The organism is Rhodoferax sp. GW822-FHT02A01, from assembly GCF_038784515.1.
Classification (GTDB): domain Bacteria; phylum Pseudomonadota; class Gammaproteobacteria; order Burkholderiales; family Burkholderiaceae_C; genus Allorhodoferax.
Genome location: NZ_CP152376.1, coordinates 3818798 through 3844767, shown reverse-complemented (window position 1 = coordinate 3844767; position 25970 = coordinate 3818798). Strand labels below are relative to the sequence as shown.

Below are 25970 nucleotides of genomic sequence, written 5' to 3'. Positions count from 1 at the left end.
TATTTGAATCGGGAGATCAGTAGTTCAGGTGAAGCAACGCGGGCACCAGGCGCGGATCACGCAGCTTCTTCGCCCACCACTGCAATGCGGGCCCGGCACGGTGCGAGTGCCAGCCCACAAACAGCAGATTCGGTTCACGCGGGTCTTGCGTCTCCAGCGCGACCAGCGTGCCTTGCGCCAGGTGCTGGCGCACTTTCTCCAACGGTAGCCAACCCACGCCCAGGCCTGCCACCTGGGCGGCAATCTTGGCGCGCATGCTGGGCATGGCCAGCCGCTCCTGGTGCGTCTGCACACCGTAGCTGCGGGCCATGGCCAGGCGCGAGGTGTCGGCTACTACCACCGAACGGTGCGCAGATATTGCCTCCATCGACAGCGGCTGCTCTTCCTGCGCCAACGGGTGCCGCGGTGACACAGCAAACACCCATTCCAGTTGCGTCAGCTCAAACCACTGCAGATGCGCCATCGCCGGCGGTTCGTTGGTGGCGGCCACTACCAGGTCCGCACGCTGGTCCAGCAGAGCCTCCCAGGTACCTCCCAGCACTTCGTGCGCGAAGCGCAGGCGCACCCCGCTGTTGAGCGCATCAAAGTCGGCTACCAGGGGCAACAAGGCTTCGATGTTTGCCAGCTCATCGGTAGCAATGCGCAATTCGGACTCCCAACCGCGTGCCACCTGTTTGACACGCTCCGTGAGGTGCCGCGCCTGGGCATGCAGCTGCGCACCTTGCTCGACGAGCAGCTGCCCTGCAGGCGTCAACGCGATGCGATAGCCCGCCCGGTCAAACAGAAGCGCGTCCATTCGTTCTTCAAGTTGGCGTGCTGCATACGACACAGTGGATGCAGCCTTGCCTAAACGCTCGGCCGCACGCGACAGACTGCCAGTAGCGCGCACCGCTTCCAGCAGTTGCAAGTCTTCAAGGCTCAACATATTCGATTGTTTCGTACAAGTTTATCGAGATTATGGCGTCTGTAGCTCAAGCAATTGCAAGAAACTTCATTCCATCAACTCGGAATGAGTTGAGAAACCCTGAAATACATCAACGAAACAACCGAAGGAATTATCATGAACCGCTTTGAAGGAAAGAACATCTTGGTCACCGGTGGCAGCAGTGGCATAGGCGCTGCTGCCGCCATCGCCTTTGCACGTGAAGGCGCCCGCGTGGCCATTACCGGACGCGACGCCGAAGGCCTGGCCCGGGTGAAAGCCGAACTCGGCCCGAACGCGCTGGCCCTGGTCAGCGAGGCCGGCGACGTGTCGGCACAGACCGCGTTGGTAGCCGAGCTGCAAGCGCAGATGGGTGTGATTGACGGCGTATTCATCAACGCCGGCACAGCCAAGTTCGGCCCACTGGCACAGATCGACGAGGCGCTGTGGGACAGCAGCTTTGACACCAATGTCAAAGGCCCCTACTTCCTGATCCAGCGCCTGGCTGCGCTGATGCCCCGCGGTGGCGCCATCGTGCTGAACGGCTCCATCAACGCCCACATCGGTATGCCGAACTCCAGCGTCTACGCCGCCAGCAAGGCCGCGCTGATCTCGCTGGCCAAGACCCTGTCTGCCGAGCTGCTACCTCAAGGTGTGCGCGTCAATGTGGTGAGCCCCGGCCCGGTGACCACCCCGCTGTACGGCAAGCTGGGCCTGTCACCCGACCAACTGCAGACCATGGCCACCAGCATCCAGACACAGGTGCCACTGGGCCGCTTCGGCACCCCGGAAGAAATCGCCGCCACGGTCCTGCACCTGGTGTCCAAGGAGTCCGCCTTCATCGTCGGCACAGAGATCATCGCTGACGGCGGCATGAGCCAGATGTGAGACTGCTACTCGGCGGTGACTGCGACGGGGCTTGGCGTTGGACCGTGGACTAACAAAAGCCATGGGCTGACGCCGAGTGGGTCTGGGAGCTGGCGACGACGCAAGTTATTGAGGACGCCAGCACCTTGAAAGCGGCTTTTGTTCGGGGCTGGGATGCTGCTGATCTACTTCCGCTTAGGGCTGCCTGCGGTCTTTGCTGTTAGCATTTACCCTCCTCTTGGCAGCCCCAGCGTACACGAGGGCATGTGCTTTGCACGGGCTTGTTCCATTAAAAGCTACTACGCGGTTTGTCTCGAAGTGGGGAAATGACACAAAGTATGAGGTAGAAACTGCTTTGTTCGATGGCGAACGCAGTCGTTTTATCGCTTGTTTTAATAATTAGAGTTCTCAGGGATGGATACCAATGCAATTCAGTAAGCTAGTTTGGAGCACCAAGCTCCGCGCAGTGGCGTGTTTTATTTTCGCTGTGGCTTTGATTGGCTGTGGCGGCGGCGGCGGAGCCAGTAGCAGTAGCAGTGGTGGCGGCGCTTCTACACAGGGACCAAGCAAACAATATGGCTTTTCTGGAACTTTGACTGGACTGACAGCCAATCAAAAAGTCGTCATAACGAACACTAACGCGGTTAGCGGCGGAGTGACTTCAACGATATTGACATCAAGCTCACCATCCTCCCAAAATTTTGTTCTGCCTTCCACAGATTTACCAGGAACACCATATAACTTTACTGTTAGCCCACAGTCATATGGATCCACTTGTTCTATTTCAAATGGCAGTGGAATAATGACGGCTAATGATGTAACCAATATTGCGATAAACTGCTCTCAAACACAGCCGAGCAAGTTCGAATATGTTGCAAATTTCGGCGACAATACAATTTCCGCATATTCCATTAACACTGGCAATGGCGCCCTCACTGCAGTATCTGGCAGTCCTTTTACCGCGGGCACCAATCCAGTTTCTATGGTGATTGACAATTCAAATAAATTTGTCTTTGTTGCAAATTCAACCAGCAACAATGTTACGGCATATAAAATTGATAGCAGCACCGGCGCATTAACACAGGTTACAGGGAGTCCGTTTGCAGCAGGCGCAAACCCCATATCGATTGCAATTAACCCAACTGGCCAGTATGTGTATGTCGCAAATAGAGGGGGAAGCGGAAGTGTGACTGCTTATTCTATAAATAGCACAACGGGAGTTTTGACACCAATCACCGGCAGTCCCTACACCGCAGCAGCCAACCCACAATCATTGATTGTGGATCCGGCTGGGAATTATTTATATGTCGCTAATGCTGTATCCTCAGTTTCTGTTTTTTCAATTAATAGTAGCAATGGCACTCTTTCCGAAATATCGGGAAGCCCATTTGCCGCCACGTCCATATTAAGTCATATTACCATTGATCCAACCGGTGCCTTTTTGTATGCAGCGACTACGAACAGCCCTACCAGCAGCATAACAGGGTACAGCATTGACAACATCACGGGGAAGTTGACGCTAGTATCATCTGGCCCCTTTGCTTCCGGCAACTGGACTATGGGTTTAACAATTGACCCTAGTGGAAATTATATGTATGCGGCAGACTTTGGCAACAATAGTATTTCTGCCTTTTCAATTAACAGAACATCAGGACTATTGACCTCAATTGCATCGAGTCCGTTTCTTACAGCGGGTGGCTCAGGGCCGGAATCAATAGCTTTTGATGTTTCAAGTAATTTCGTCTATATAACCGATATCTCGGGAGGAGTCCTGTTGTATTCCTATAACTCTGCTACTGGAGCGTTGACATCTGTTTCCAGATATGCAGCAGGCAATAGCCCCGCCTTTATAGCAATCACTCACTAGCAGATAAATTTCTGAAGATTACGATAATTATTTTTTTGCAATTCAATAGCACTTATATTGGCGGTGAACAATAATTGATTGATTTTTATAAATTACAATTTTTATAGCACCTGACGCAAAAGGGCCCTTACCGTGGGCGAGAAGCTGGGGCTTGGGGATGCGGTGCTGCGTCGAATTCTGAACCACACTGCTCCCAAAACCGACGTTTTGCACCGTCACTATGTTGGGCTGAATGAGGGGGATGTGGCTGGGGCGCTGAAGTTGATTCAAGAAGCGCTGTGCGGGTTGTTGGTACATGCCCGCCAAGATGTCTAGGCAGCGCTTTGGCGGTGCCGTAACGAGGGCTTAAGAGGTTGCGGCCCGAATTAATCGGATGGCTCTGGCGTCACTGGCCTTACGAATTGCTTAAAAAGTCTGCAATTTGACTGCTTCGGGCTGGTAGTTGACATTCCCGGCGCTCCAAAGCTGTCATTTCTTAACCGGGCTCAGCCTTCGCCATCGGGTTGTCCTCGCCTAGAGCGCAAGAAAATGGCCTTCATTACGTAGTACCCGCTCGGAGTACGACTGCGAGGTGGGTCCGCAAGGACACCATCCATATCTATCAGGCCGTTTGATAGATACTTTATCGAACGAAATTTTGCTGGCCAAATGCTGAAGAGCACAACCGAAGCACCAACAGTCATAGCTTGGGCAATTGCCTCTTGGTGTACGCCGAGGTTTCCTTTTGTTGCAAATTCAGAAAACCCAATAGTTTCGAATCCTTGCCTGCGCCACTCTTCAGCATCTTCGGAAAGATTTTTGCTCATTAGCACCTGAATATCAGGACACTCAACCGACCGGGTTGCATCGGGAAGACTATCGCCAATAGGTCGGAAATGTTCGGCAAAGAGAGTGTGCGAAATGATGTTCACGGCTCAGTTTCGATTAAACCTTCTGTCAGCTATCGCGGCATAAGAGTACCCCAGATTGCCCACCGTGTTCATTCCGATTCAACCCAAAAGTGCTTCGTCAAACCATACGTCCTGATGGCCGCTGTCGTCGATGAGGAATCGGTAGCCAGGTGGAAGCACAAGATATTCACGAACTTGCGGGAGGTGCCTATCGATATGCTCAACGTGAAGTGGGGAATAAAAGTCTTCAGCCTTTGATGGCTCTCCGCCACACCAAAGATACCAGCCATTTGTATTCCCTTCCGCAGGAATCCGTAGGCCATTAATTGGCATCTGGCCAAGCGTACTAAATGCAATACCCAGCTTAGTCCACCCTTCGGGAACGAGTAGCGTGTGGCCGTTGAGTTTGCAGATTTCTTGAATGGAAGTAAGGGACATATCGTTCTAGAGATTGATACTCAAAGACCGCTATCGCGGCTTACTTGCCTTCAATTCGAATGTCCTTGTGGGTGTGGTCCTTATCGCGAGCCTCCTTTGGCATGTTGTCTTTGCGATAACCGTACCAAATTGTTGCGACACCGTACGCAAACCCGGCGGCCTGCCAACCCCAACGGGAGAAAGGGTGCATATCATCGGAAAAGAACAACCACAAGTTGAACGCAATCAGCAGCGGACCCAATACGTACGGCGGCAACTTTTCCCACGGTAATAGTGCAAGTCCCATTCCTTACTCCCAAACAATTGGCATCTTGAGTCGTGTCGCCATCGATTACACATCAAATCAGAGTGGAATATCGAAGGGCTGTTTTCGCGGCGAACCGGCGGTACGCCTTCATTGACATTCTGCCACCAGCAACGGGCTGGAAGCCGACTTCAAATTTTCTCTAAAGCCGACATACGAAGTCAGTTTTCCCTGCGGTTGAGAAGTCCGGCAATTGCGGCGATTATCACCAGTGGCAGTGCCGCAATTGGGATGGAAAGGTAGATTGCCATGCCCATTGATTCATGAGTTTGTGCTGTTCCTAGATAGACCAGTATGGAGATGAATGCAAGTGACAACGCCATTACCGCGTGAACTCGAATACCTTTCTCTGAATTTTCTGAAATCTTTAGGGACGCCAAAAGCATCAGCCATGGGCTTGTTGTCCATAGCAAAAATCCAAATGATGCAAGACTGAGATTAGGTGACACCCAAACCATCAAGGCAGCATTGAACGCAATTCCAACATAAGAGGTTCGAGCCGTAAGTTTTTGGATGGAACTAATGTTTAGCATTAATTGTTATTCACTCATAGGGAATGGCTAATTTCGTGGCAAAGTGACGCCTCATCAAAGTCCCTCTTTGAGGTACTTCTCATAAGGTACAAAAATTTGCTCAATCATGTCTGTACCCGGAATAAGAATCCATCCAGCAACTGTCAAAATTACCTTCACGAACAAGGGAAATTGGTCCCAATACCGAACTCCAGCCACAGCTGCCGCAATCCATGCAACCAAGATGATTAATAACCTAATTCGAAAATGCATGTACTGAGAGCGTGACATTTTCGCGGGGCATGCTCCCTTGGGATTAAAAATGTTCATAGAGAAGGTTTGGCGAGTTGACTGAGTCCGCATCCGAGGTATTGTGACCGTCAGGGCATGGCCTGAACATCCCTTAAACGGGTGAACTTCTCGGAAGTCCGCCTTCTCGGCAATGTTGAATTCAGACTTCCGCTATAAAACCTCTGGCGACTCGCACCAATACGCAAGCTCGTCAACTCTCCAATCTCCCAAAAGTCCGAATCTAAATCGCAGTTTGATGTCAAACATCTTTTCGCGATGGTTTTTAGCCGTGAAGGAGATGGTAGGATTTTGCCTATGCATTTCAAAGTTTGAAGTTGCCCAGTCCGTGACTTGAAGCCCTCGCTCAGTGAGCCAGGAAGATGCACAGGAAATAGCCTTTGAACGCCAGTAGCAGTGACTTGCATATGCGACCCCAACAAGAAAGAAGAGCCCGAGCAAATTGTCAATAGACATTTGGAATTCAAATTCCCAAAAACGACATTTTCATGGAACTATGCACATTCTGATGCATTAAGCCGTGGATAGTCGCCCCAATTGTGCAGCTCAGGGGATGTCCGCTTCCGCGGCTTTCCAGAAGTCTCGGTAAGTACGGGCTTCTTTAAATGCAATCGCCATTGGCACATGCAACAAAGAGCCATAAAACAAGTCCAAAAATGGACACGATTGGCAAGGCGATGCACATTGAAACAACCGCGACAAAAACCTTCGTTCGTCGCCTAAGCAGCATCAAGGAAAAGCCAATTGAAAATACGCTTAGACCAACGATGCCTGGCATCCAAGTCCCTTTTAGCATCCTAACTGGCCCCCAAACATATGTCGAGTAAACAAGCACGCCGAGCACAGCGAACGCCAAGCACACCGATACTGCAAAATCGGCAAGCAAAACGCGGTTATGCGGGGCTACCCCAAAGCCCTTTTTTGTCAGCAAGGCCGCGACCCCAACTACGAACAGAAACAAAAACAATAGTTCAAGCATGGTGCATCCCAATTGAGCACGTTTGGCAATGCCAATTTTGGCTCTGATGTTGAGTGTCTGCTATCGTGGCTTTCGCGACATTTCTGCTAAAGCCCAAAGCACTTCCAGCCCATTTTCACAGTTCCTTCGCAGCAGACCAGACAAAATCTTTGCCGATTGCTTGGTACCAGCTTCTGAACAACTTACGATCGGTTTCGAAGGGTTCTGCCAATGTATCGCGAGGGTCTTCACTCAATGAATAGGCCATGCCTTCTACAAACCAAGACGGTTTGAGCAACAGTGGAATGACACCAATCTGTTCGCCTTGAAGGACATGAATCATTTCATGGCGGACGTAATAGTTCTTCCATGCTCTAGGACCAACTACTGTACCAAAGCGTGCGACAGTCACTGCTGAGCGTGCGCCTAGTCCAAACGTCTCAGCGCAAGTGATGGTCGAGCAAAAAATCACTTTGGGTGTTGACCGCAGCGGCATCAATTTGGACGCTACGAACGCTGTTCCTTCGATGTACAGGGAAATAGCCTCTTGGTACCTAGTCATGTCATCCACACAGACGTTTTCTTGTGGGCAGGAGATGCCGACAAGACCGGGGGCGACAACCCGGACAGGCTTTACCAGAAACCATGCTGTCAATGGAACAATGACAAAGATGAGTACTACCAGTCGTTTGAGTGACAGGGATTTCATTTAACTTAATTTTCCCTGCATGGCATTGGCAGGACGCTTTTGGGTAGGCCACTGCATTTCCAAATCAGCTTTCCCTGCTCAACGTGCGGCGTTAAAAAGACAACCGCAACTGGGTCCTCACTTGCTAAGACAATGGTTCCATCGGATGTCACCATTCCGCTACGAACGCGCTGGGTAAGTTCAACCTGTATTCCTTTGCCTATGTTTTCAAGCGTCTTTTGCGACTCAAAGCGCTCGTCCATTTGGGTGCGGTAGGAAGAACCAGAAAGCATTAGCTCGGCGACTTTGTTACGAGGGGTATAGCACTCAGTTTGCAATACAGAAAATGGAATGCTTGCCAATACGACCAGTACAGATAGCGAAAACAAGTCATAGATTGCGAATCCAACCAATCTGAGCACATCTCTTGCCCGTTGGACTGGGGCTATTGCAAGATGATTTACCCACAAAACAATGCATACGGTTATCGCCAAATACGCTGTAGACCAATACCTAGGTTCGGTTGAGCAGCCACCAATGCCAATGCTAAAGAGCAAAGCCAACCAGAGTCCTATGAGAATCGTGGTCAACTTCCAGTTGAACTCCTTTAGGGGGCGTCGCAATGCCTTCGATCGCTTGAAATTCACCTAGAACTCCCTAATTCATGCACTCTGCTCTGCGTCATGGCGAATTCTAAGGGTCGAGGACTTCACAATTGGGCAGTGGTTGTAAATGGCAGCTATCGCGGCTTATGCGTCTTCCATTTGAACTGGTCCAAATTGCCCGGTCAGTGCTTCGATAAACATCCCAAGGAATTTGAAATAGTTCCCGCTTCTATCTGACAAGAGTCCAGTGGGCAAAATCTCACAATCAAACGCAAACGCCTCACCATTGCGCGGTGTGAAAACAAAGAAATCTTCTTTGTCCTCCACACCCACAAGTTCGCTGAAGCTTCGTAAAAATATCCGTACGTCCGATGCCTCAGCGTACTGGAACCTAAAGTGTTGTCGTAGCCCCATTCTGCGTTCCTATCTCTGTCCGGAATAGCCGTAATTGGAGGGTAATCGAAAATGTCGGCTTTCGCGGCAATGTTGAATTCAGACTTCCGTTACAAAACCTCTGACGACTCGCACCAATACGCAACCTCGTCAATTCTCCAATCTCCCAAAAGTCCGAATCTAAATCGCAGTTTGATGTCAAACATCTTTTCGCGATGGTTTTTAGCCGTGAAGGAGATGGTAGGATTTTGCCTATGCATTTCAAAGTTTGAAGTTGCCCAGTCCGTGACTTGAAGCCCTCGCTCAGTGAGCCAGGAAGATGCACAGGAAATAGCCTTTGAACGCCAGTAGCGGTGACTTGCATATGCGACCCCAACAAGAAAGAAGAGCCCGAGCAGATTGTCAATAGACATTTGGAATTCAAATCCCCCTAAACCACATTTTCATGGAACTATGCACACTCTGATGCATTAGGCCGTGGATAGTAGCCCCAATTATGCAGGTCAGGGGATGTCCGCTTCCGCGGCAGACTTGAACATCAGTCTACAACGCATCGCTAGTCTTCCTTATCTCAACGCCATTGAAGCGACCTTGCCCATCAAACGTGTAAAAAGCCTCTACATCCGTTCGAAATGGCATCCAATAGTGGCCAAGCAGAACAGTGGCGAAACTCTCACCGCCAGTCGCCGTGGGCGGATATTCACTGTTTGGCTGAACATGGACGTGATTCACTGTGATTCGACCTCCTCGATGCTCGACATTCAGCCGTACCGCTGCGTCCGTTGAACCTAGTGGGGTCTCACGAAGGATGGACCATCGTATTACGCTGCCTGGAAAGAACAAGATTCCACTTGGAGTAACGGCGACAGCAATAACGCCAGCCAACAGCACAACGGCAATGAAAAAGCCCAACTTGTTGGTGTTAATTTTCATCCAGGCCTTTCCCCCTTATGTCGGCTTTCGCGGCATAGACGCATTCTGATGCCGATGGCTATGGTGCACAAGGGCTGAAACCGGTCCCCTACGGAAGTACAGCCAATTCACACAATCAACCCAAAGTAGAAGTATTCGCATAGAGGAACCGGACCATCGTCGCACGACTTGCCGACCAATACCATATATCGCGGTTTAATCTCTCTGCCCTTCGAAATCATGGATTAGCTGGCGTGGACCCATATTCATCACTCCATAACTGATCGAGGGCTTTGGCTTTGGCGCAAACATCTTCATCGCTCGTGCGTTTCAGAATGACCATGGCTTTTTGCGCGATTGCTTGCTTAGCCACATTAGGAGCGTCTGAGAAAGCCATGGTATAGGCAAATAACTTCGCCTTACAATTCTGCGTCCCTAGAGACTGCTCACCGGATGGCTTCTCATCGACTTTAATTTGTAACCGCCTAACCGTTGCGTTATCAGCGTTCGCTTCGTCAGTTAACCCTAAATGAAGAAAGGAATTGCTGCGCATGCGATAGGCTTCAATATAGTCAGGCTTGAGACGGATAGCTTCGTTAAAAGCTGCAATTGCTTCCACATCCCTATGCAGTTGAGATAATCGGACCCCGCGGTTACGGTAGAGGTAGGATTTGTCAGAAATTGTTCCTTCTCTTTTATATGCTTCGATAGCCTGTCCCCACGCTTCGAAGGCGTAATCGAGGTCTTCTCTTTTCGCCGCATTGTCAGCAGCCTTCGCCCACTCTATTCCAGTTTTTGGCTCGTTGGCAGTAGCAACCGGACGCAAGTCCGCCTTTGCAGGTTGCTGCGCTCCCGATGAAACAGGGTCGGCAGGTCCCGCCATAGGCACTGCAGGTAGTGATAAAAATGGAAGTATTGCGAAGATTTCTTTATGGCGAATCAAAAGGTCACCGATTTTCATAAGATGTTTTGGCAATGAGATTCAGATAGCAGGTTGACTTGGCTTTCCCCCGATTGGGAGATTCGATGTCTGCTTTTTGGCAGAATTTTGGAAGACCGCTGCTGGCACTGTCCCGTCGCTTGCTTCCTCCTTGCAAAGGTCTGCTTTCGCGGCATTTCTGCCTTAGCGAGGACTTGAAAGTTCTGCCATAACTGCCGCATCGTCTGTGACATAGAAGACTGGCTCCAACTTTCGATGCTCAATAATTTCGGTGATTCCACCGACAGTGACAATTTCATATTCCGGATAACCTTCTGGGTGACCGGACAACTTTGCTTTTCGCTGGAGCGGTATAGACCCTGTTAGATTACCCGTCACCTTTGAGACAACTGCTCCACTTCCATCTCGCATAGTAAATGTGGCAGTTCTGCCAGAAGAGTTTATCTGGTAGTCCATCGTCACTGAGACATTCGTGCGCTCTAGGTTGGGTGAAAGATTGAACCACTTTGGGAGTCTTGATTCGCTCGCAAGCGCAAACGATGATTCCGGTTGGCGTCCGCAGCTACCAAGCGCTAGGAACGCAAGGGCAATCATTCCAGCTGTATGAAGTCTAAAAAAACGGTTTGACATGGGAGTTGACTGAGTAGTATTCCCAGAAATTTATGATGATATGAAGATTCCGATAATCCCCGCCGTCAGCTGCAGTCAATATTGACGGTTCAATCTGGCCTCGTCTATCCGCTAATTGGGGGAGCCCGTTCAATGACTGCAATCGCGGCAATTTTGACTTTCATATTTTGGAGTGTCCATCCCATTAATGGGTGAGCCAAGTCACTACCATTACATGCAGACTGTGAACTCCCATACCCTTTTAATGCTTTATGCAATTCACGGCGCTTTGTGACTTAAGCGTGGATATAGGAATGCTGACCGCACTCCAGTCTGCTCGCGCACCACACAGGTCGCGACTGCCTTGAAATTTTATAAGTCCATCTTTGGCTGAAAACGTAAGGTCTGGGGTGGCCTTTGTCCCGTCACCAATGTATACATACTGACCATCCACACGGTCGGCATAGCCAGTTGCAGTGCAATAGTGATAGTTTGCCTGAACCGCCTCTACGCTGAACCAGTAGCGATTGCCTTTCACATTTTTGATTGAGAAGCAATCATAGGTATCAAGGCAGGACGGCCATTCATTGGTTTTCGGGTCTGGAACTCCACTACTCGTGCAATATGGACTCGGGACTTTGTAGGTGCCCTTGAGCATCTGCTCCGCTGCACTGACCTGAATCGATGCGCACACTGCAAGGAACAAAATGATATTTTTGTACATCTGGTATTTCAATGGTAGCCAACTGAAGCTCTCACTATTATGACCGCTTCCGCGGGCTTAGGCGTCACGTGCTCGCCACCGGCAAAGTGCACATCACTGCCAATGTCCAGACCAAAAACGGGATAATTAAGCCCAAGACTACCGCATGAAAATATGTTATCTGTCTTTTTTGATAAGGTCGAGAGGCAATGTGTGACGACCAAAAGAAAAGGGGCATCGCTACAAAGATAAAGAACAAGTTCAGATGCCCTGCTTTTTCCGCGATGCGGCTACCAAATAGAAGAACCAACGGAAGCACCCAGGCAAAAAGAAAATTCCGCCAGTGTTTGCGAACTGCATCGGAAAGTGAACCGGCTCTTTGTTCACTCATAGTTTGAAGTCGGAGTGTGTGGAAGATTTAAATCCAATTCTGACGTCCAATTTGAATGGCTGCTTTCGGCAATTTCGATGTAACGGCTACCGACAGTCCCGTGGCGACAGCGAACGGTCACGAAACCTGGCCCAGGGTCCGCTTTCGCGGCACTACTGACGTACCTGGGTCCTATGTATGTCATCGGTGTTTCTTCCCTATTCCTGAATTAGGCGGTATATAGACGTACTTGTCATTTCCGCGGCTTCTGGTATTCCAGGGAATATCGCAACTTCCGAAACTGGAGGCTAGGTCGCATCCGCAAGATAAGCAACCAACATCTATCGGCAAATCACAGTGTCCACGCTGGTAGCGAAAAAAGAGCGATGGCTTTTTGCTGAGGAATCGTTGATGAGCCACTCCGCATAAGTTCATCCGCATCCGAAGCACTCCAAATCCAGTTCTTAAACCGTATCGACGAATTGCTCTGAAGCCGATTTCCGAGCAACTGCATCTTCCTGTGTGCATGCGATATGCACAGACGAATCCTTTTAAAGGCGAGACGTACCGCTGGTACACACGTATTGCCCACAATGTGGCTCGACAGGTGGCGCTGTTCAAATCTGTGTGCACGTAATGAAAAGGAAATGGGAAGACCTACATTCTGCCCTTGCACAGTGCCAGCAGGAATCCCCCGAACGGGTGAGTCGAGGTGAAAGTCCGGTTTCGCGGCGAACCGGCGGTACACCGTCAATGGCATTCTGCCACCAGCAAAGGGCTGGTAGTTGACATTCCCGCCGCTCCAAAGCGGTCACTCAAAGATTCAATTCTGCGAAGCCAAAAATGCAGCGACCGTAGTGCGCTTAAGATGCGCAGCCCCCCGCCGTGTTGATATGAATCCGGATAGTAAAGAAGCCAATACTCCCCTGACCGTTCATCTCGCAAGTAAGTATCCCAGCCCGACGCGTCCGTGCCAAGCTTGGTCAATTGACTGGCTTTGACATACGCTTCATCTCCGACGTATTCGTCAATCATTTATTAAATTCCGCTATCGCGGTGATGTCGACGTTTTCTGATTTGTCGCGTGGAATATTGCACAAATTAAAAACACGTAGAGACCTATTCCGCGGAGGCTATTTCGTTGACCTGTGGGTCACTAATTATTGATTTGTTCCACTTCACTCGCATAAACCAAAATGCAATAGCCCCAATGGGAAGACCGACCGTAAGTACCCAGGGCGCATATTCCCCAGCTGCAAATGCGCCGGCGCCGAACAATTGATACTGAACTACTTGAAATCCGAAATCGCCCGTTGTCCAATTAACACTAATCGTACCAATGCCCCCGAGGATAAATAGAATCCACAGCCACTTTCGTTTTGGTATCGGCGTTCTAATGGATGTTATTAGTGTTACGAGGATAAATAGTGGAGTGAGAATTACAAAGGCAAATACCGAATATTGCAATGGAGATTTGCCAGCTAGCGAAAATTTATTTATTTCCTTCTGTGACGCTTGGGTCTGATATACGTGAAATCCCATGACCAAGAGCTTGCCGTTCACACGCGTCAAAACCACATTCGATACGACCCACCCGTGTTCGAAGTGATACTCGAAAGTGAAGTTCCCTTGCCAATTGGAATTTACTACATTGACTTGAGACCCAATTAGCTCCGTCGACAATAAGTTTCCCGAGGGAAAGTAGCCTGCAATCTCAATCAATTTCTCGTCTGGAACCTGACTTGCTAATGCAGGGTCAATTTGACTTTTCACTGATTCAAAGTCCTTGGATTGAATCTTTTGGAAGAACTCCTTTGCAAAGGTCGATTCCTCCTTGGGTACAAATGAACTTCCCATCAAATCAGCCAAAGAAAGCATTGAGGCAGTCAGTAGTCCCAGAGAAACAATCAAATTGCGCATCATTGGGACTAAATTGTTCAAAGAAAGTCCAACTTTTGCTAATGTGAGGAGCATGGAAAGTATGTGAATTGGCATTTCAGATGATTGACGGCTTTATTCTCTTCGTCTTCTAGCCGCCTGACCATCCCCCATTAGGGGGATATCTGCGAATGGCAGCTTCCGCGGTAAACCGGCGGCGGTGGCGGGCTGGGGATTCGGCCATGGAAGACTGAGTCGAAATCAAACGTCGATGGCTTCAATCGCAATCAGTCCGTTCTCACTATCCGTGAAATTATGCGTTTCGCATCGAACTTTGGTATTGGGCAAAAACTGCCAAGACTCCCCATTAGGCACATTTCCTTGCAGTAGGTAGACGTCATCTGCGACGTGTTTTGCCCGAACTGAACGCCAAACCGGGGTCCCTTCATCAAGTAGTGCCACAAAGACTTCATGTAACGTTGTCATCGCTCAAGTATCACCCGGCAGAAGTATTGCCTGAGATGTCCTCTCTCGCGGCGTAGTGGCATTAGTTCGCATATGAAATGAGCCAGCGGGCAATGGTCGCTGCCCCAACGATGGCACACACCGCCACTGCAAGAAGGAGCAAGGGAGGCATGTTTCTGCGTGCCTGGATACCATTTCCTTTGATTGGCTGACCAACGTCTAAATGGAAGGTAAGTTGAAAGCCATCGACGTCTTTATACGGGCCATTGGTTCCAGGCTTTGCAACCAACGGTGGAAATTCACTTGAACTGTGACGTGAAGTTGCATCAACCGCCAAGAGCTGTTTTCCCAGTGCCTTTAGAGCATCTTCGTCACCAACGACCATGAGACCATTTTCACGCCCAGAATAGGCATGCAGCTGTAGGTTTGGGACGGGACTGTTCATTTCTGGTTATCGTACTGGACTCTGGTATTGAAAGACCGCTTCCGCGGCCAAGCTGCTAACCAAAACGATGACCGAACCAAATTACCAGCGCGGCAACCATCAGGTACAGCAACCAAAAAAATGCCTTGACTAAGGTCTTCTTACTTTTAAATTCCATTATTCAATTTTGGACCATTCAAGCATTAGAACTGCTTTTGTAACAGCTGAACAGCCCCCAAACGGGTTAGCCCCCGCAAAGTCCGGTTTCGCGGCATTGTGACCTTTGCGTTGAAGACATACAAGGGCTGATACCCGACACTCTAGACGCACCAAAACGGTCGTTCAAACGCGCTGAGAATTTCATTCTTGAAAATTTAGTCTTCAACGTGGTCCGGGTAAATCGTTGTCACTATTTGTGAACGATATATGTGCGGACCGTTGCTAGGCATGTTCGTCGGACGGCGCTCAGGAGATACCAAATACACATATAGCTGAGAACCCTTGATCATCAAATAGATCTCATGATCCTCCATGTTTTTAGGTAAACGATTGCGTAGATCGACAGTATCCTCATAGACTGTTTTGGTCTCGGTATCACGCCATTTGACATACAGTAAGCCACCGGCCTCCATTGGGCCAGTAACGCCTTCAAACAACAAGGTCTTACCCTCCTTGACCAAATCTTCTTCAGCATGAAGCCGCCAGTTAGTTCTTGATTTTCCGTACCAATAATCCAGAATCTCAGCGTGCTGTTTGTCATACCGGAGATCAAATCCAAAGGAATAAGTGGGACGGCTATCCCAACCAGTACGACTGGCACATGATGCTGTCATAAGCAAGATGCCGAGTGACGAAACGAAGACAAAGATAAAAAATAACCGTCTACTGAGTTTCATCCGTTCTTTCATATTGTTACCGTGTCTCAGTTTTTAAGCTGCTCGCCTTGACCCACTGCTTTCGCGGCATGGCTGAAGTCCCACCATTTGAGGCGTAAAACACCGATTACGTTTATTCGTTGGAGGCCCATACTTTATCTGATGGAAAGCCACATGACCGGCACTTGGTCCCGAGGCGTTTGGGCCAAACAATTAGTCCTCTCATCTCGTAAAAATATGGCGTTTGACATGATGGACACGAAAATTGCATTCGCCAAATGCCATAACAAAGAACGGTCATGAAGATAGGTGCAACCGGCCACATCCACAGTGTCAGTAGCATCAACCCTCCCCAAATGCCAATGGAGCAAAAGACCAAGCCAATCGCACGGCGGTGGCGATATTTTGCTGACTTAACAATAAAAGCGTGAGTACTCATTCCCTACTCCATCTCGCAAGGATAGCCGCATAGTAGTCAGATGCCCTCAACGCGCGAATGTGCCTTAGGCAATGTCCGCTTCCGCGGCATAAGAGTACCCCAGATTGCCCACCGTGTTCATTCCGATTCAACCCAAAAGTGCTTCGTCAAACCATACGTCCTGATGGCCGCTGTCGTCGATGAGGAATCGGTAGCCAGGTGGAAGCACAAGATATTCACGAACTTGCGGGAGGTGCCTATCGATATGCTCAACGTGAAGTGGGGAATAAAAGTCTTCAGCCTTTGATGGCTCTCCGCCACACCAAAGATACCAGCCATTTGTATTCCCTTCCGCAGGAATCCGTAGGCCATTAATTGGCATCTGGCCAAGCGTACTAAATGCAATACCCAGCTTAGTCCACCCTTCGGGAACGAGTAGCGTGTGGCCGTTGAGTTTGCAGATTTCTTGAATGGAAGTAAGGGACATATCGTTCTAGAGATTGACACTCAAAGACCGCTATCGCGGCCAAGCAGAATCCTGATACTGGCTGGAGGTCGACTCCTCAGTTGCCATGTGACAACTCGCCAATCGCCTTTAGGTCCATATATTTTCCAAATTCATTGAATCCGGCTGCAACCGCAGGATGGTTCATCAAAGAGGCAACAGCAACCTGGCCCAATAGTTGAAAGCTTGACTGCATTGCAGCCGGTCCTTCGTAACGAATGGCCTCGCTGCTCTCTTTTTTACAGTCAACAGTAAGTAGTTTATTGAACAACTGGCCCGCCAGTTTATTTAACTCATTCCGCTGTGCAGGTGTCACGACCGTCATGCTTACGATAGCTGGGTGTAGGGCCATTTCCGAGAACATCCATTTGACCAGAACCGCTTTATCTTGATCGGTAGTCGAGCTAACTAAGCACTTCCCCATTGTGTCTGAATAAACTCCCGCGACAGTTGATGTTGCGACCAATGATGAAACGAAAAATGCAAATATCAAACGAAAACTCATGGGATTCATCCTCAACGGGAAAACAGAAAGGTTGGCTTTAGATGTCGATTCCAGGTCATTGTGACCGTCGGGCTTGGGCTGAACATCCCCCAAACGGGTGAACTCATCGGAATACCGCTTTCGCGGCAAACCCGTGATACACCTCCTTTGCCATTCTGCCACCAGCAACGGGCTGGAAGTCGACAGCCAAATTTCCAGACAACAGTCAGTCAACGTTTAATGCACCAGCCTGCGCTGTGTATCGCGAAGGCCCAGCGCAATGATAGGTCGGGCCTTGCACCCGGCAACAGTGCCAATGCAGCCGCCGTTACATGAGGCCAAGCGCACGCTTTGTTTCATCTGGGAAGGTGTCGAATCTACGGTGCAATTCGTCATGCTTTGGCGCACCGGAATCTATGGTTTTGGATTTTGGGTCGAAAGTAACCGAGCCGTGTGGGCCTCGTTGTTTACCTTCGTATGCGTCGAACTCAAGCGTGTTCTTTTGTGCATCGAAGGTTGCGATAATCTTGACTCCGATTGGCGGCGGGCCGCCAACGATAGCGCCAACACCATCCGCGCCGAGATACATTGCTTGGCCTTCGAATAGCAGTTGACCGTTCAGGACAGCGCCGTCGACCGCCCAGACACCGACCAATTCCGGTGGAATTTGGTCAACGGCAAAGGCTGCGCTTGCACAAGTAAAGAGTGCAACTCTAAGCGCGGTACGGGTAAAGGACATTGGATTTCCTGTGGTTATTACCAAATTCGTATCAAGCTGGAGGGTAACGTCGTAAGACCGGTTTCGCGGCCATTCTGACACTTACGTCGTACATTGACCATCACCCAAACGGGGGACCCGGGAGTGCTGGAAGCGGTCTTTGCCGGTGCTCCGAAGCGGACATTCAAATGACGCTACGGGTCCATCTTTGCAACCTGTTGAACCAGTTTTAGTTCATCGTTGTGCCACACGTAGTATGAGATTCCCCTACGCTTCATATCCTCTTCGGGCGCTCCTACGAGCACCAGTAATTCACTGTTTGATTGAAAGTGAACTGAGCCCTCACCGTACCAGCTTCTGCCGCCTACAAGCATATCGTCATGGACGTTCACTGCTACGTTGGACCTTATACCTTCAGGGTGGAACACTTTTCCACTCTTGGCGTCGATAAGCATGATTTGTACGCAACCTGTTCCGCAACCCCAAGTAGCCAGGATGTAATGTCCGGCGAAGTTAACTTTTTTTGTTGACCATTCACGAAGGCGCGTTCTGTATCGTTGAGCTTCCAAATCACTTTTGATTTTCAGTTTCGCATTGGGCCCCGCGAATACCTTTGCCGGATAGGCTGCAAACTTTGGCGCATTAGTTGGAATGTCTGAGACGCGAATGGTGTCTTCGTCGTAGCCATCATTGTCGACAGCCGCATGCATTACAAGGGGCATTGCAATGGCAAAAAGAAACGCAATTGGACTACGTAACTGCATATTAGCTAGCGAATCGTTCACAGGTTAGGTTCAGTTACGGTGAGTATTTGAATGTCGGCAATCGCGGCACAACCGAAGTCTCTCGAACTCTAATCGCTGTTTCCAAGCTCCAAGTTCCATAGAACGTCACACGACCGACAATGCGCTGACCAGTAGTCAGGCAAGTCCTTTCGAAAGGATTTGGTGACGGTGCTCCCGTGACAGAGTGGGCAGCGCACGAAAAAGGTCATTACGCCTAACCCGACAAGTAGAGACAGATTCGATATAAATACAAACCAGATGGCAATGTTGCCAAATTCGGGCGTATCGTATCGCGCAATTGTAAGGTCGTTGTGTAAGACCGGCTTCGCAGCTCAGCTGACCATTTGTGCCGATCTAGGAACACAAACAATGCAAGGATAACGGGAATTGCCTTGCGAATTTTGGCGCGCAATTTCAACCCTTGATTCGATGGGAAGGAACAAGTAGAAAACGTGCCAAGTCGGTCTACGAACACGCCAAGAATACGGCAAAATCTGGGCTCAAAACAATTGGGAGGTCAAATACATGTTCGGAAGATTCATCTCAGTATCACTCTTTGCGATTCTCGTGATGCTCACTGGCTGTGCAACACGGACTAAGATGGCGTTTGAAAGTGATGATGGCAAGTTGACTGAGAAAAGTAAGCCAGTTTTTCTAATGACCGCCACCATTAAAAATACCTACAAGACCTCTTGGCAGCCCAAATTAAAGGTGGTCAATGTCGAGAAGGCGAACGCAAAGGATGCAACTGATCGACTGAACTTTACGATGGACGAAAAGGCCAAAGCTGAGTCGGACGATCCTGCGATTGGCAGCAACTACTTCCTCCGACTTGAACTCGACCCTGGGAATTATGAGATTGTGGGGATGAGTAGCCTTGCTTCCACCTTTCCCATAAATGCTTTCTTTTTCGCTCCGTTGCACGCTGGCATCACCGTGGGAGAGCCGGGGGTGTACTACTTGGGCCACGTGAACGCCACGGTGCGCGAACGTCAGGGTGACGAGTTCAAGGCAGGACCAAGTATTCCGTTGATCGATCAGGCAATAGCTGGGGCGTCAGGAGGCACTTTCGAAATCGAAGTTATTGACGATTTCGTCAAGGATGAGGCCTTGTTCAGGTCAAAGTTCAACGCGCTTGCTGGAGTAAAGATTACGAAAGCGCTACTGCCGACGTTTGACCGCGCGAAAGCCCAAGCCTGGTGGCAAGCCCACTAAGGTGTCATTGCCGACGGCTGTCGGCCGATCACAACACAAACTTCTGCCATTGGGGTTGAGCGCCAATCGCTTTTGCGCGATGGCAGCTTTCGCGACGAACCGGCGGTACACCTTCATTGACATTCTGTCACCAGCAACGGGCTGGAGGCGGATGCTCTGGTTAAGTGCCTGCTTGCTCCAGTGCGGTCAATGGCAATCGGGGGATGACGGCAGCTTGGTCGCGCACCTTCGTCAGAACAATATCCTGCACCGGCCTTTGTCCTCCCGATTGCTCGCAGCAACTAGCTCCACGACGGGTTTTGCCGTCTGCAAAACCGACCTAGCCCTGAACCTGATCGGATTGACTGCAACGAGTGGCGCGACTGTTGCGCACGTTCACTTGGCGGCTGAAGCTACATGACACTCACCCGGCACCTCAAACCCTGTTGACGATTCGAATCTGTGCATGGAGTTTTCTACTTCGTTCCAAACGGACTCGCGCTCTTCAAGGGATAGATTTGCCATCATGGCATTAAATCCACCGAAGGCCTCTCGGGCGACCCGCACATAATCTGCCGCACTTGCCGCTCTATGAGGCACTTGAACGGTGCGAACCTGGGGATTGGCAAATCCGGCCTGACGAAATAGTTCCTCAAGTACACCGACACCTCCCAAACTGAACGGGCCAGGCTGACCAGGAACAGGGGGCGGGAGTTGCGCCCGCTGGCGGATGATGGAGGCAGGCAGAGCACCCCAGCCGTTTCTTTCAGGCATGGAAAAGACAGCGACTGCAGCCCACCCACCCGGTTTTAACGCTCGGCGCCATTCACTTAGGGCATTCACCGGGTGCGGCATGTACATAAGACCAAATCGGCACAACACTGCATCAAATGAAGCATCAGGGAGGTCCAGCTTTTCTCCGTCCATGGCGCGGGTCTCAATCTGATGGAGGCCACGTTCGCAGGCGACCTGGCGTGCAAGTTCAACAATCCCCTCCGAAATGTCAGTGGCCAGTACGTAGCCACTTGGGCCAACACGTTCTGCGGCGCTGACGGACGGTTCGCCTGCCCCAGCCGCGACATCGAGTATGCGCTGGCCGGATTGAACGTGGGCCGCGGCAAGCATCTGGCGGGTGACATCTCCATACCAAAGCTCAAGAGTAGGAGTCCAGCGCCGCCAAGCGGAACCGTCCTTGTTCCATTGCTCTCGCTGGGTATTTTTGTACTTCGCAGCGTCAAATAGGGGTTGCTGTTCAGCCATAGGAGAGCCTCCTTTTGGGTAACGCCACACAAAAGCGCGTTGAAAGTATGCCACTTATGGTTTCAAAATGGTGCTGCTCCAGGCTACCTGAAAGCTCACGGTGGCAACGGAGTGATTTCGCGGCTTAGCAGTCAAGCCGAGCCGGCGACCGCTTTAGCTACTCCATAGCTGGCAGGGACTGCGGCTACCTATTGTTCAAGTACACGCAGGCATTCAACGACCTCCGCCGATAAAACGGATACCCAGCAGACATTTGTCGTTGAATCGGGCATATTTCAGGCAACTGCCGGCGTGAGATGAACGTCGGTTTCCGTGGACAAACCTAACACTGAGGAGAATCCAGATGACCAGCAAAAACACAATCTGCCTGATGTATGACGGCACCGCATTGGAAGCCGCGCAGTTTTACGCCAAGACCTTTCCGGACAGCAGCGTCGGGAATGTGTACCACGCGCCTGGGGACTACCCATCTGGCAAACAGGGCGATGTCTTGACGGTTGAGTTCACTGTCATGGGCATTGCCTGCCTGGGTGTGAACGGTGGGCCGGGTTTCAAGCACAGCGAAGCTTTTTCCTTTCAGGTCGCGACGGACAACCAGGCTGAAACCGATCAGCTCTGGAATGCAATCGTCCAGAACGGTGGGCAGGAGAGCGTGTGCGGTTGGTGCAAGGACAAGTGGGGCCTGTCGTGGCAGATCACGCCGCGGGCACTGACACAGGCCATGGCCGATCCTGACCGGGCTGCTGCCAAGCGTGTCTTTCTGGCCATGATGCAAATGAAGAAGATAGACATCGCTGCGATCGAGAAGGCGCGCCGCGGCTGACCGCTCCACTTGAAGAGCCGATCAGCAAATCACTCAAGATCAGGTAGGCCGTTCACCGCGCGCTATGCGTGTCTCGATGGCAGCCAGCGCCTCGTGCAGGTCCGCCACGCTGTGGATCACCTCGTGGGCGCCTGCCTCGCGCAGCGTGCGGTAGGAGTCCAACAGCGCGAAATCGCGTTCATCTTCGCTGGCCTGCACCCACTCCTCCCAACTCCAGCCCAGCGCGTTGCCGCTGGCAGCCACGCCCACGGTCCAGCAACCGGCGTTCAGGCCTTCCTGCAGACCGGGCACCGTGTCATCCACCTTGATCACACTGGCGCCCTGCCCCACCAGATCCAGGGTCTGCATGCACTCCTGCATGCCTAGCGGACTGGGGCGGCTTTGTGCCACGTCGTCGCAGCAGATCACGCGTGCTGGCAGAAACCCGGCGCGCGCTGCCTTGTCGATCAACAGCGTCACGATCTTGCGCGTATAGCCGGTGGTGGTAGCCACAGCAATGCCGCGCTCCTTGAGCATCGCATAGGTGTCCAGAAAGCCAGGGATGAAGTCGCTGTGCTCCATGGCACTGGCTGCGCTCATGGGTTCGAACTCCTGCAACAACGCCGCGGCGTCCTGCGCGGTAAAGGCGTGGCCCTTGGCCTGCTGCCACTGCTCCGCAATCTCGGGCATGGCGCCCAGCGCCTCGATGTGGGCCAGCTTGGGCAAGCCCATGGGCACACGCGCCTGCGCGATGCTGATGGTCACACCATGGTTGGCAAATAGGCGCACAAAGGCGCCCATGGGTGCCAGGCTGCCAAAGTCCACAATCGTTCCGGCCCAATCAAAGACCACTGCCTGTATCGTCATACCGCCATCCTTTCGCCTTGAAGGCATTCTTCTGCCAGCGCAAACGCCGTGCTCATGCCGGTGCCGCTGGTCACACTCAGAACCTGCACGCCGGGCAACACGGTTTCTACAAATGCGTCCTGCGCGCCACTTGGGTAGACACCGGTCCAGCGCCCTTCCACCCGGTAGTGGCCCAGGCACAGCAGGCGCTGCATCTCAAACAAAATCAGTTCCTCAGCTTCGGCTGGCGCAAAGGGCGGCAGTGACATGCCGTACTGGTGCGAGTCGCCCACCACCAGGCTACCATCGGCACTTTGCACCACGATGAGGTGAATGCCATGGTGCAGGGTCTGCGGCATCTCCTGCTGCAGCCGGTCCGCCAGGCGCTGGGCTCCGGGCAGCTCGCTGTAGCCGCGGTAGCGCCCCAGGCTCAGATCACTCATCACACCAGCTCCCAGTCGATAGCCCTCAGGCGGCCGTATGCGCAGCATCTGCAGCTGGCACAGCTGGGTTTGGTGGCGGGCAAAAGCCTGCGGAAACAGGGTGCGGATATCCGGGCCTGGGCAGACCACGATGCGCTCGCCCCGCAGCTCGTCTTCGTTCAAAAGCACACGCCCGGATTCCACCTGCCGCACTGCCTGCCCCATATGGAAACGTACGCCTTTTGACGCCAGATACAGCCGCAGCTTCTCCACCGCCACACGTGGCTCGATGCGCAGTTCGTGCGGGCTATAGAGTGCGCCGCGCATATGGGCGTGTGCCAGGTGGGGGGCACGTTGGCGCAAGGTGTCAGGCGCCAACCATTCCAGCGCAATGCCTTCCGGCGTCTGCAGCAGCTCCTGCAACACGCCCTCTGCTTCCGCACGCTGCGCCAGCACGTACAGCCCGGCATGCTCCACATGGATGCCCGCCTGTTGCGCCACATGGGCCCAGATATCGCGGGAGCGGCGGGCGCGTTGCCAGGTAGCGCCTATGGCCTGGCCGGTCACCGTGACAAAGCCGAAGTTGCGAATGGACGCACCGGTGCACACCGGTTCACGGTCTACCACCTGCACCTGCAGCCCCTGCTCCACAGCGACCAAAGCGCAGGCCAGTCCCACAATGCCGGCACCCACAACGACCAGATCAGACGCGTTGTCCGAGACTTCAGTTGCTTGCAATGAAATTCCTTCCGCGGGCGGACCGCATTTCTGTGTTCAGCACGGCAAGACCAGAGGCACTTTCGCGCAGGTCACGCGGCTGCACCTCCAGGCTCTGCAGCCAGCGATGCAATTGCGCGGCTCCGTCCTGCGCTGCACCGCCCCACACGCGTCCCAAGGCCACATCGCATTGCGGTGTGCAATGCAGCGCCAGTTCCCACACCATGGGCAGCCAGATGGCGCAGGCCTCGCCATGCGGCATGCCTTCCTGCAGTGTCAATTCGTAAGACAGCGCATGCGCCAGCGCTGTCTGGGTTTGCGACATGGCCATGCCGGCCAGCAGGCTGGCGCGCGCCATGGCCGTGCGCGCATCCAGGTCACGCGGCTGCGCCAGAAGCGTGGGCAAGGTGTGCAGCACCAGCTGAGCCGCGTCCACCGCCAACGCTTCGCTCAGCGGTGTGGCGTGGCGATTCCAGAGCGACTCCAGCGCATGGGCCAGGGTATCGAGCGCGCAGTCGCGCGTCTGGCGCACCGGGCAGCTCAGCGTCAGGGCCGGGTCCACATAGGCATGCTCGGCAAATCCGTCGGCCGGGGACCATGACAGCTTGGCGGGCTCCGGCACCTCGGTATCCCATACCGTGGCCCAGCGGGTCACTTCGCTGCCGGTGCCAGCCGTGGTGGTCACCAGCACCAACGGATGGCGCACAACATCTTCGGGCACGCGGTTGGCCCGCCAGCATTGCGCAGCGTCTGCCACGTTGCGCATGCGAAAGCGCAACACCTTGGCCAGGTCCAGCGTGGAGCCGCCGCCTATGGCGACCACGGTAGCTTCGAGGTATTCGGTCATCACTGGCCAGAGCGACTCGCACAGCGCCTGCGCCTGCGCCACAGAAGCCAGTCCGCCCATGAACCAGCTCCAGCCCTTGCAGTGCGCGCCCAGGCGCTCGACCAGCAGGGTCTCGTTCTCATAGCTGAGCGCCGCGCGGTCAGCCAGCACTACCACCGGGCCGCTGGCCTGCAGCGTCTGAAAACAGTCCACGCCCCAGTGCACGCGCACGGGGTTGTACCAGCCTAGATGAAACGGTTGCGCAGCCATGCGGAGAACACGTCGATCAGTGTCACCGTGACCACCAGCATCAGCAGCACGGCGCAGGTCTGCGCGTACTGGAAGCTGCGGATCACCTCATACAGCACCACGCCAATGCCACCCGCCCCCACCATGCCGACCACGGAAGCCGAACGCACATTGGACTCGAAGCGGTACAGCGAATACGACAGCCACAGCGGCATCACCTGCGGGATGACACCGTAGGCCAGCTCGGCCAGCTTATGCGCGCCGGTGGCGCGTATGCCTTCCACAGGGCGCGGGTCTATGGCCTCCACCGCCTCGGAAAACAGCTTGCCCAACGTACCTGCCGTGTGTACGAACAGCGCCAGCACACCCGCAAATGGCCCCAGGCCCACGGCCACGATGAAGAGCATGGCAAACACCATTTCGTTGATGGCTCGGCACGCGTCCATGATGCGGCGCACGGGCTGGTACACCCAGGGCGGCGACACGTTGTGCGCGCTCAGCAGGCCCAATGGCACGGCCGCGATGATGGCCAGCACGGTTCCCCACACGGCAATGTGCAGGGTAACCAGCATCTCTTGCAGATAGATGCGCCAGTCGTGGAAATTGGGTGGGAAGAACTCCCGCGCAAAGGTGCCCATGTTGCCCGCGTCGCGCAGCAGGTCCAGCGGGCGCATTTCGGCGCCACGCCAGGACCACACCAGCACGGCCAGCACCACCAGCCAGCCCAGTTGGGTCTGCCAGCCCGAACGGCTGGACGCGGCCTGGTTCAGCAGCGTCTGGAGTTTGGGAGAAGCAGCTGTGGAAGCAGTCATGAG

Annotated in this window: 31 protein-coding genes; 6 read left to right on the top strand and 25 right to left on the bottom strand. The window is 52.5% G+C overall.

Features of this window, described 5'->3' with window-relative positions; all coding sequences use genetic code 11:
* Positions 1-16 precede the first annotated feature (16 nt).
* Complete coding sequence (locus tag AAGF34_RS18135) at positions 17-925, bottom strand: LysR family transcriptional regulator (RefSeq protein WP_342617112.1); 909 nt, start codon at positions 923-925, stop codon at positions 17-19.
* 135 nt (positions 926-1060) lie between these two features.
* Between AAGF34_RS18135 and AAGF34_RS18130 the strand changes: the two genes are divergently transcribed.
* The 3 genes from AAGF34_RS18130 to AAGF34_RS18120 all read left to right on the top strand — a co-directional run bounded on the left by AAGF34_RS18130 (position 1061) and on the right by AAGF34_RS18120 (position 3971).
* Complete coding sequence (locus AAGF34_RS18130; protein WP_342617111.1) at positions 1061-1810, top strand: SDR family oxidoreductase; 750 nt, start codon at positions 1061-1063, stop codon at positions 1808-1810.
* 403 nt (positions 1811-2213) lie between these two features.
* Complete coding sequence (locus tag AAGF34_RS18125) at positions 2214-3656, top strand: beta-propeller fold lactonase family protein (protein ID WP_342617110.1); 1443 nt, start codon at positions 2214-2216, stop codon at positions 3654-3656.
* A gap of 132 nt (positions 3657-3788) precedes the next feature.
* On the top strand, positions 3789-3971 hold the full coding sequence (locus AAGF34_RS18120) for a hypothetical protein (protein ID WP_342617109.1): 183 nt from the start codon (positions 3789-3791) through the stop codon (positions 3969-3971).
* A 170-nt stretch (positions 3972-4141) separates the two neighbouring features.
* Here AAGF34_RS18120 and AAGF34_RS18115 read toward each other — a convergent pair whose 3' ends face one another.
* The 7 genes from AAGF34_RS18115 to AAGF34_RS18085 all read right to left on the bottom strand — a co-directional run bounded on the left by AAGF34_RS18115 (position 4142) and on the right by AAGF34_RS18085 (position 8345).
* The gene (locus tag AAGF34_RS18115; protein WP_342617108.1) at positions 4142-4567 is read right to left on the bottom strand and encodes a hypothetical protein; all 426 of its coding nucleotides are present in this window, start codon (positions 4565-4567) and stop codon (positions 4142-4144) included.
* A gap of 78 nt (positions 4568-4645) precedes the next feature.
* Entirely contained in the window at positions 4646-4984 is a 339-nt protein-coding gene (locus tag AAGF34_RS18110; protein ID WP_342617093.1) for a hypothetical protein, read from the bottom strand.
* Between the two features lie 40 nt (positions 4985-5024).
* A complete protein-coding gene (locus AAGF34_RS18105) occupies positions 5025-5270 on the bottom strand; it encodes a hypothetical protein (protein WP_342617107.1) in 246 nt (81 codons plus the stop codon).
* Positions 5271-5449: 179 nt separating this feature from the next.
* On the bottom strand, positions 5450-5821 hold the full coding sequence (locus tag AAGF34_RS18100) for a hypothetical protein (RefSeq protein WP_342617106.1): 372 nt from the start codon (positions 5819-5821) through the stop codon (positions 5450-5452).
* Positions 5822-6710: 889 nt separating this feature from the next.
* Positions 6711-7088, bottom strand: a complete 378-nt coding sequence (locus tag AAGF34_RS18095) for a hypothetical protein (RefSeq protein ID WP_342617105.1) — start codon at positions 7086-7088, stop codon at positions 6711-6713.
* 115 nt (positions 7089-7203) lie between these two features.
* Positions 7204-7776, bottom strand: a complete 573-nt coding sequence (locus AAGF34_RS18090) for a hypothetical protein (RefSeq protein ID WP_342617104.1) — start codon at positions 7774-7776, stop codon at positions 7204-7206.
* A 5-nt stretch (positions 7777-7781) separates the two neighbouring features.
* Positions 7782-8345, bottom strand: coding sequence for a hypothetical protein (locus AAGF34_RS18085; RefSeq protein WP_342617103.1), 564 nt, complete (start codon positions 8343-8345; stop codon positions 7782-7784).
* A 918-nt stretch (positions 8346-9263) separates the two neighbouring features.
* Here AAGF34_RS18085 and AAGF34_RS18080 point away from each other — a divergent pair.
* A complete protein-coding gene (locus AAGF34_RS18080; RefSeq protein WP_342617102.1) occupies positions 9264-9539 on the top strand; it encodes a hypothetical protein in 276 nt (91 codons plus the stop codon).
* Between the two features lie 364 nt (positions 9540-9903).
* Here AAGF34_RS18080 and AAGF34_RS18075 read toward each other — a convergent pair whose 3' ends face one another.
* The 12 genes from AAGF34_RS18075 to AAGF34_RS18020 all read right to left on the bottom strand — a co-directional run bounded on the left by AAGF34_RS18075 (position 9904) and on the right by AAGF34_RS18020 (position 18839).
* Positions 9904-10626: a hypothetical protein gene (locus AAGF34_RS18075; RefSeq protein WP_342617101.1), complete on the bottom strand. Its 723-nt coding sequence runs from the start codon at positions 10624-10626 to the stop codon at positions 9904-9906.
* Positions 10627-10788: 162 nt separating this feature from the next.
* Complete coding sequence (locus AAGF34_RS18070) at positions 10789-11235, bottom strand: hypothetical protein (RefSeq protein WP_342617100.1); 447 nt, start codon at positions 11233-11235, stop codon at positions 10789-10791.
* A 241-nt stretch (positions 11236-11476) separates the two neighbouring features.
* The gene (locus AAGF34_RS18065; protein WP_342617099.1) at positions 11477-11938 is read right to left on the bottom strand and encodes a hypothetical protein; all 462 of its coding nucleotides are present in this window, start codon (positions 11936-11938) and stop codon (positions 11477-11479) included.
* Between the two features lie 64 nt (positions 11939-12002).
* Positions 12003-12308, bottom strand: a complete 306-nt coding sequence (locus tag AAGF34_RS18060) for a hypothetical protein (protein WP_342617098.1) — start codon at positions 12306-12308, stop codon at positions 12003-12005.
* 729 nt (positions 12309-13037) lie between these two features.
* Entirely contained in the window at positions 13038-13322 is a 285-nt protein-coding gene (locus AAGF34_RS18055; protein WP_342617097.1) for an Imm27 family immunity protein, read from the bottom strand.
* Between the two features lie 84 nt (positions 13323-13406).
* On the bottom strand, positions 13407-14261 hold the full coding sequence (locus AAGF34_RS18050) for a hypothetical protein (RefSeq protein ID WP_342617096.1): 855 nt from the start codon (positions 14259-14261) through the stop codon (positions 13407-13409).
* A gap of 451 nt (positions 14262-14712) precedes the next feature.
* Positions 14713-15075, bottom strand: a complete 363-nt coding sequence (locus AAGF34_RS18045) for a hypothetical protein (protein ID WP_342617095.1) — start codon at positions 15073-15075, stop codon at positions 14713-14715.
* Between the two features lie 353 nt (positions 15076-15428).
* A complete protein-coding gene (locus AAGF34_RS18040; RefSeq protein WP_342617094.1) occupies positions 15429-15962 on the bottom strand; it encodes a hypothetical protein in 534 nt (177 codons plus the stop codon).
* A 533-nt stretch (positions 15963-16495) separates the two neighbouring features.
* Positions 16496-16834, bottom strand: coding sequence for a hypothetical protein (locus tag AAGF34_RS18035; protein ID WP_342617093.1), 339 nt, complete (start codon positions 16832-16834; stop codon positions 16496-16498).
* Between the two features lie 76 nt (positions 16835-16910).
* Entirely contained in the window at positions 16911-17357 is a 447-nt protein-coding gene (locus tag AAGF34_RS18030) for a hypothetical protein (RefSeq protein WP_342617092.1), read from the bottom strand.
* Positions 17358-17664: 307 nt separating this feature from the next.
* Positions 17665-18075, bottom strand: a complete 411-nt coding sequence (locus tag AAGF34_RS18025) for a hypothetical protein (protein ID WP_342617091.1) — start codon at positions 18073-18075, stop codon at positions 17665-17667.
* Between the two features lie 173 nt (positions 18076-18248).
* Complete coding sequence (locus AAGF34_RS18020; protein ID WP_342617090.1) at positions 18249-18839, bottom strand: hypothetical protein; 591 nt, start codon at positions 18837-18839, stop codon at positions 18249-18251.
* A gap of 525 nt (positions 18840-19364) precedes the next feature.
* Between AAGF34_RS18020 and AAGF34_RS18015 the strand changes: the two genes are divergently transcribed.
* On the top strand, positions 19365-20054 hold the full coding sequence (locus tag AAGF34_RS18015) for a hypothetical protein (RefSeq protein ID WP_342617089.1): 690 nt from the start codon (positions 19365-19367) through the stop codon (positions 20052-20054).
* 375 nt (positions 20055-20429) lie between these two features.
* On the opposite strand, the gene AAGF34_RS18010 is transcribed toward AAGF34_RS18015, so the two are convergent.
* A complete protein-coding gene (locus tag AAGF34_RS18010) occupies positions 20430-21293 on the bottom strand; it encodes a methyltransferase domain-containing protein (protein ID WP_342617088.1) in 864 nt (287 codons plus the stop codon).
* A 343-nt stretch (positions 21294-21636) separates the two neighbouring features.
* Between AAGF34_RS18010 and AAGF34_RS18005 the strand changes: the two genes are divergently transcribed.
* Entirely contained in the window at positions 21637-22116 is a 480-nt protein-coding gene (locus AAGF34_RS18005) for a VOC family protein (protein WP_342617087.1), read from the top strand.
* Positions 22117-22155: 39 nt separating this feature from the next.
* Here the strand turns inward: AAGF34_RS18005 and phnX are convergent, their stop codons facing one another.
* The 4 genes from phnX to phnE are packed head-to-tail and all read right to left on the bottom strand — an operon-like array spanning position 22156 to position 25967.
* Positions 22156-22962: a phosphonoacetaldehyde hydrolase gene (phnX, locus tag AAGF34_RS18000; protein WP_342617086.1), complete on the bottom strand. Its 807-nt coding sequence runs from the start codon at positions 22960-22962 to the stop codon at positions 22156-22158.
* A complete protein-coding gene (locus tag AAGF34_RS17995) occupies positions 22959-24101 on the bottom strand; it encodes a TIGR03364 family FAD-dependent oxidoreductase (protein WP_342617085.1) in 1143 nt (380 codons plus the stop codon). The genes phnX and AAGF34_RS17995 overlap by 4 nt, the downstream gene beginning before the upstream one ends.
* Positions 24088-25176: an iron-containing alcohol dehydrogenase gene (locus AAGF34_RS17990; protein WP_342617084.1), complete on the bottom strand. Its 1089-nt coding sequence runs from the start codon at positions 25174-25176 to the stop codon at positions 24088-24090. Before AAGF34_RS17990 ends, AAGF34_RS17995 begins: the two co-directional genes overlap by 14 nt.
* On the bottom strand, positions 25152-25967 hold the full coding sequence (phnE, locus tag AAGF34_RS17985; protein WP_342617083.1) for a phosphonate ABC transporter, permease protein PhnE: 816 nt from the start codon (positions 25965-25967) through the stop codon (positions 25152-25154). The genes AAGF34_RS17990 and phnE overlap by 25 nt, the downstream gene beginning before the upstream one ends.
* Between the last annotated feature and the right edge of the window lie 3 nt (positions 25968-25970).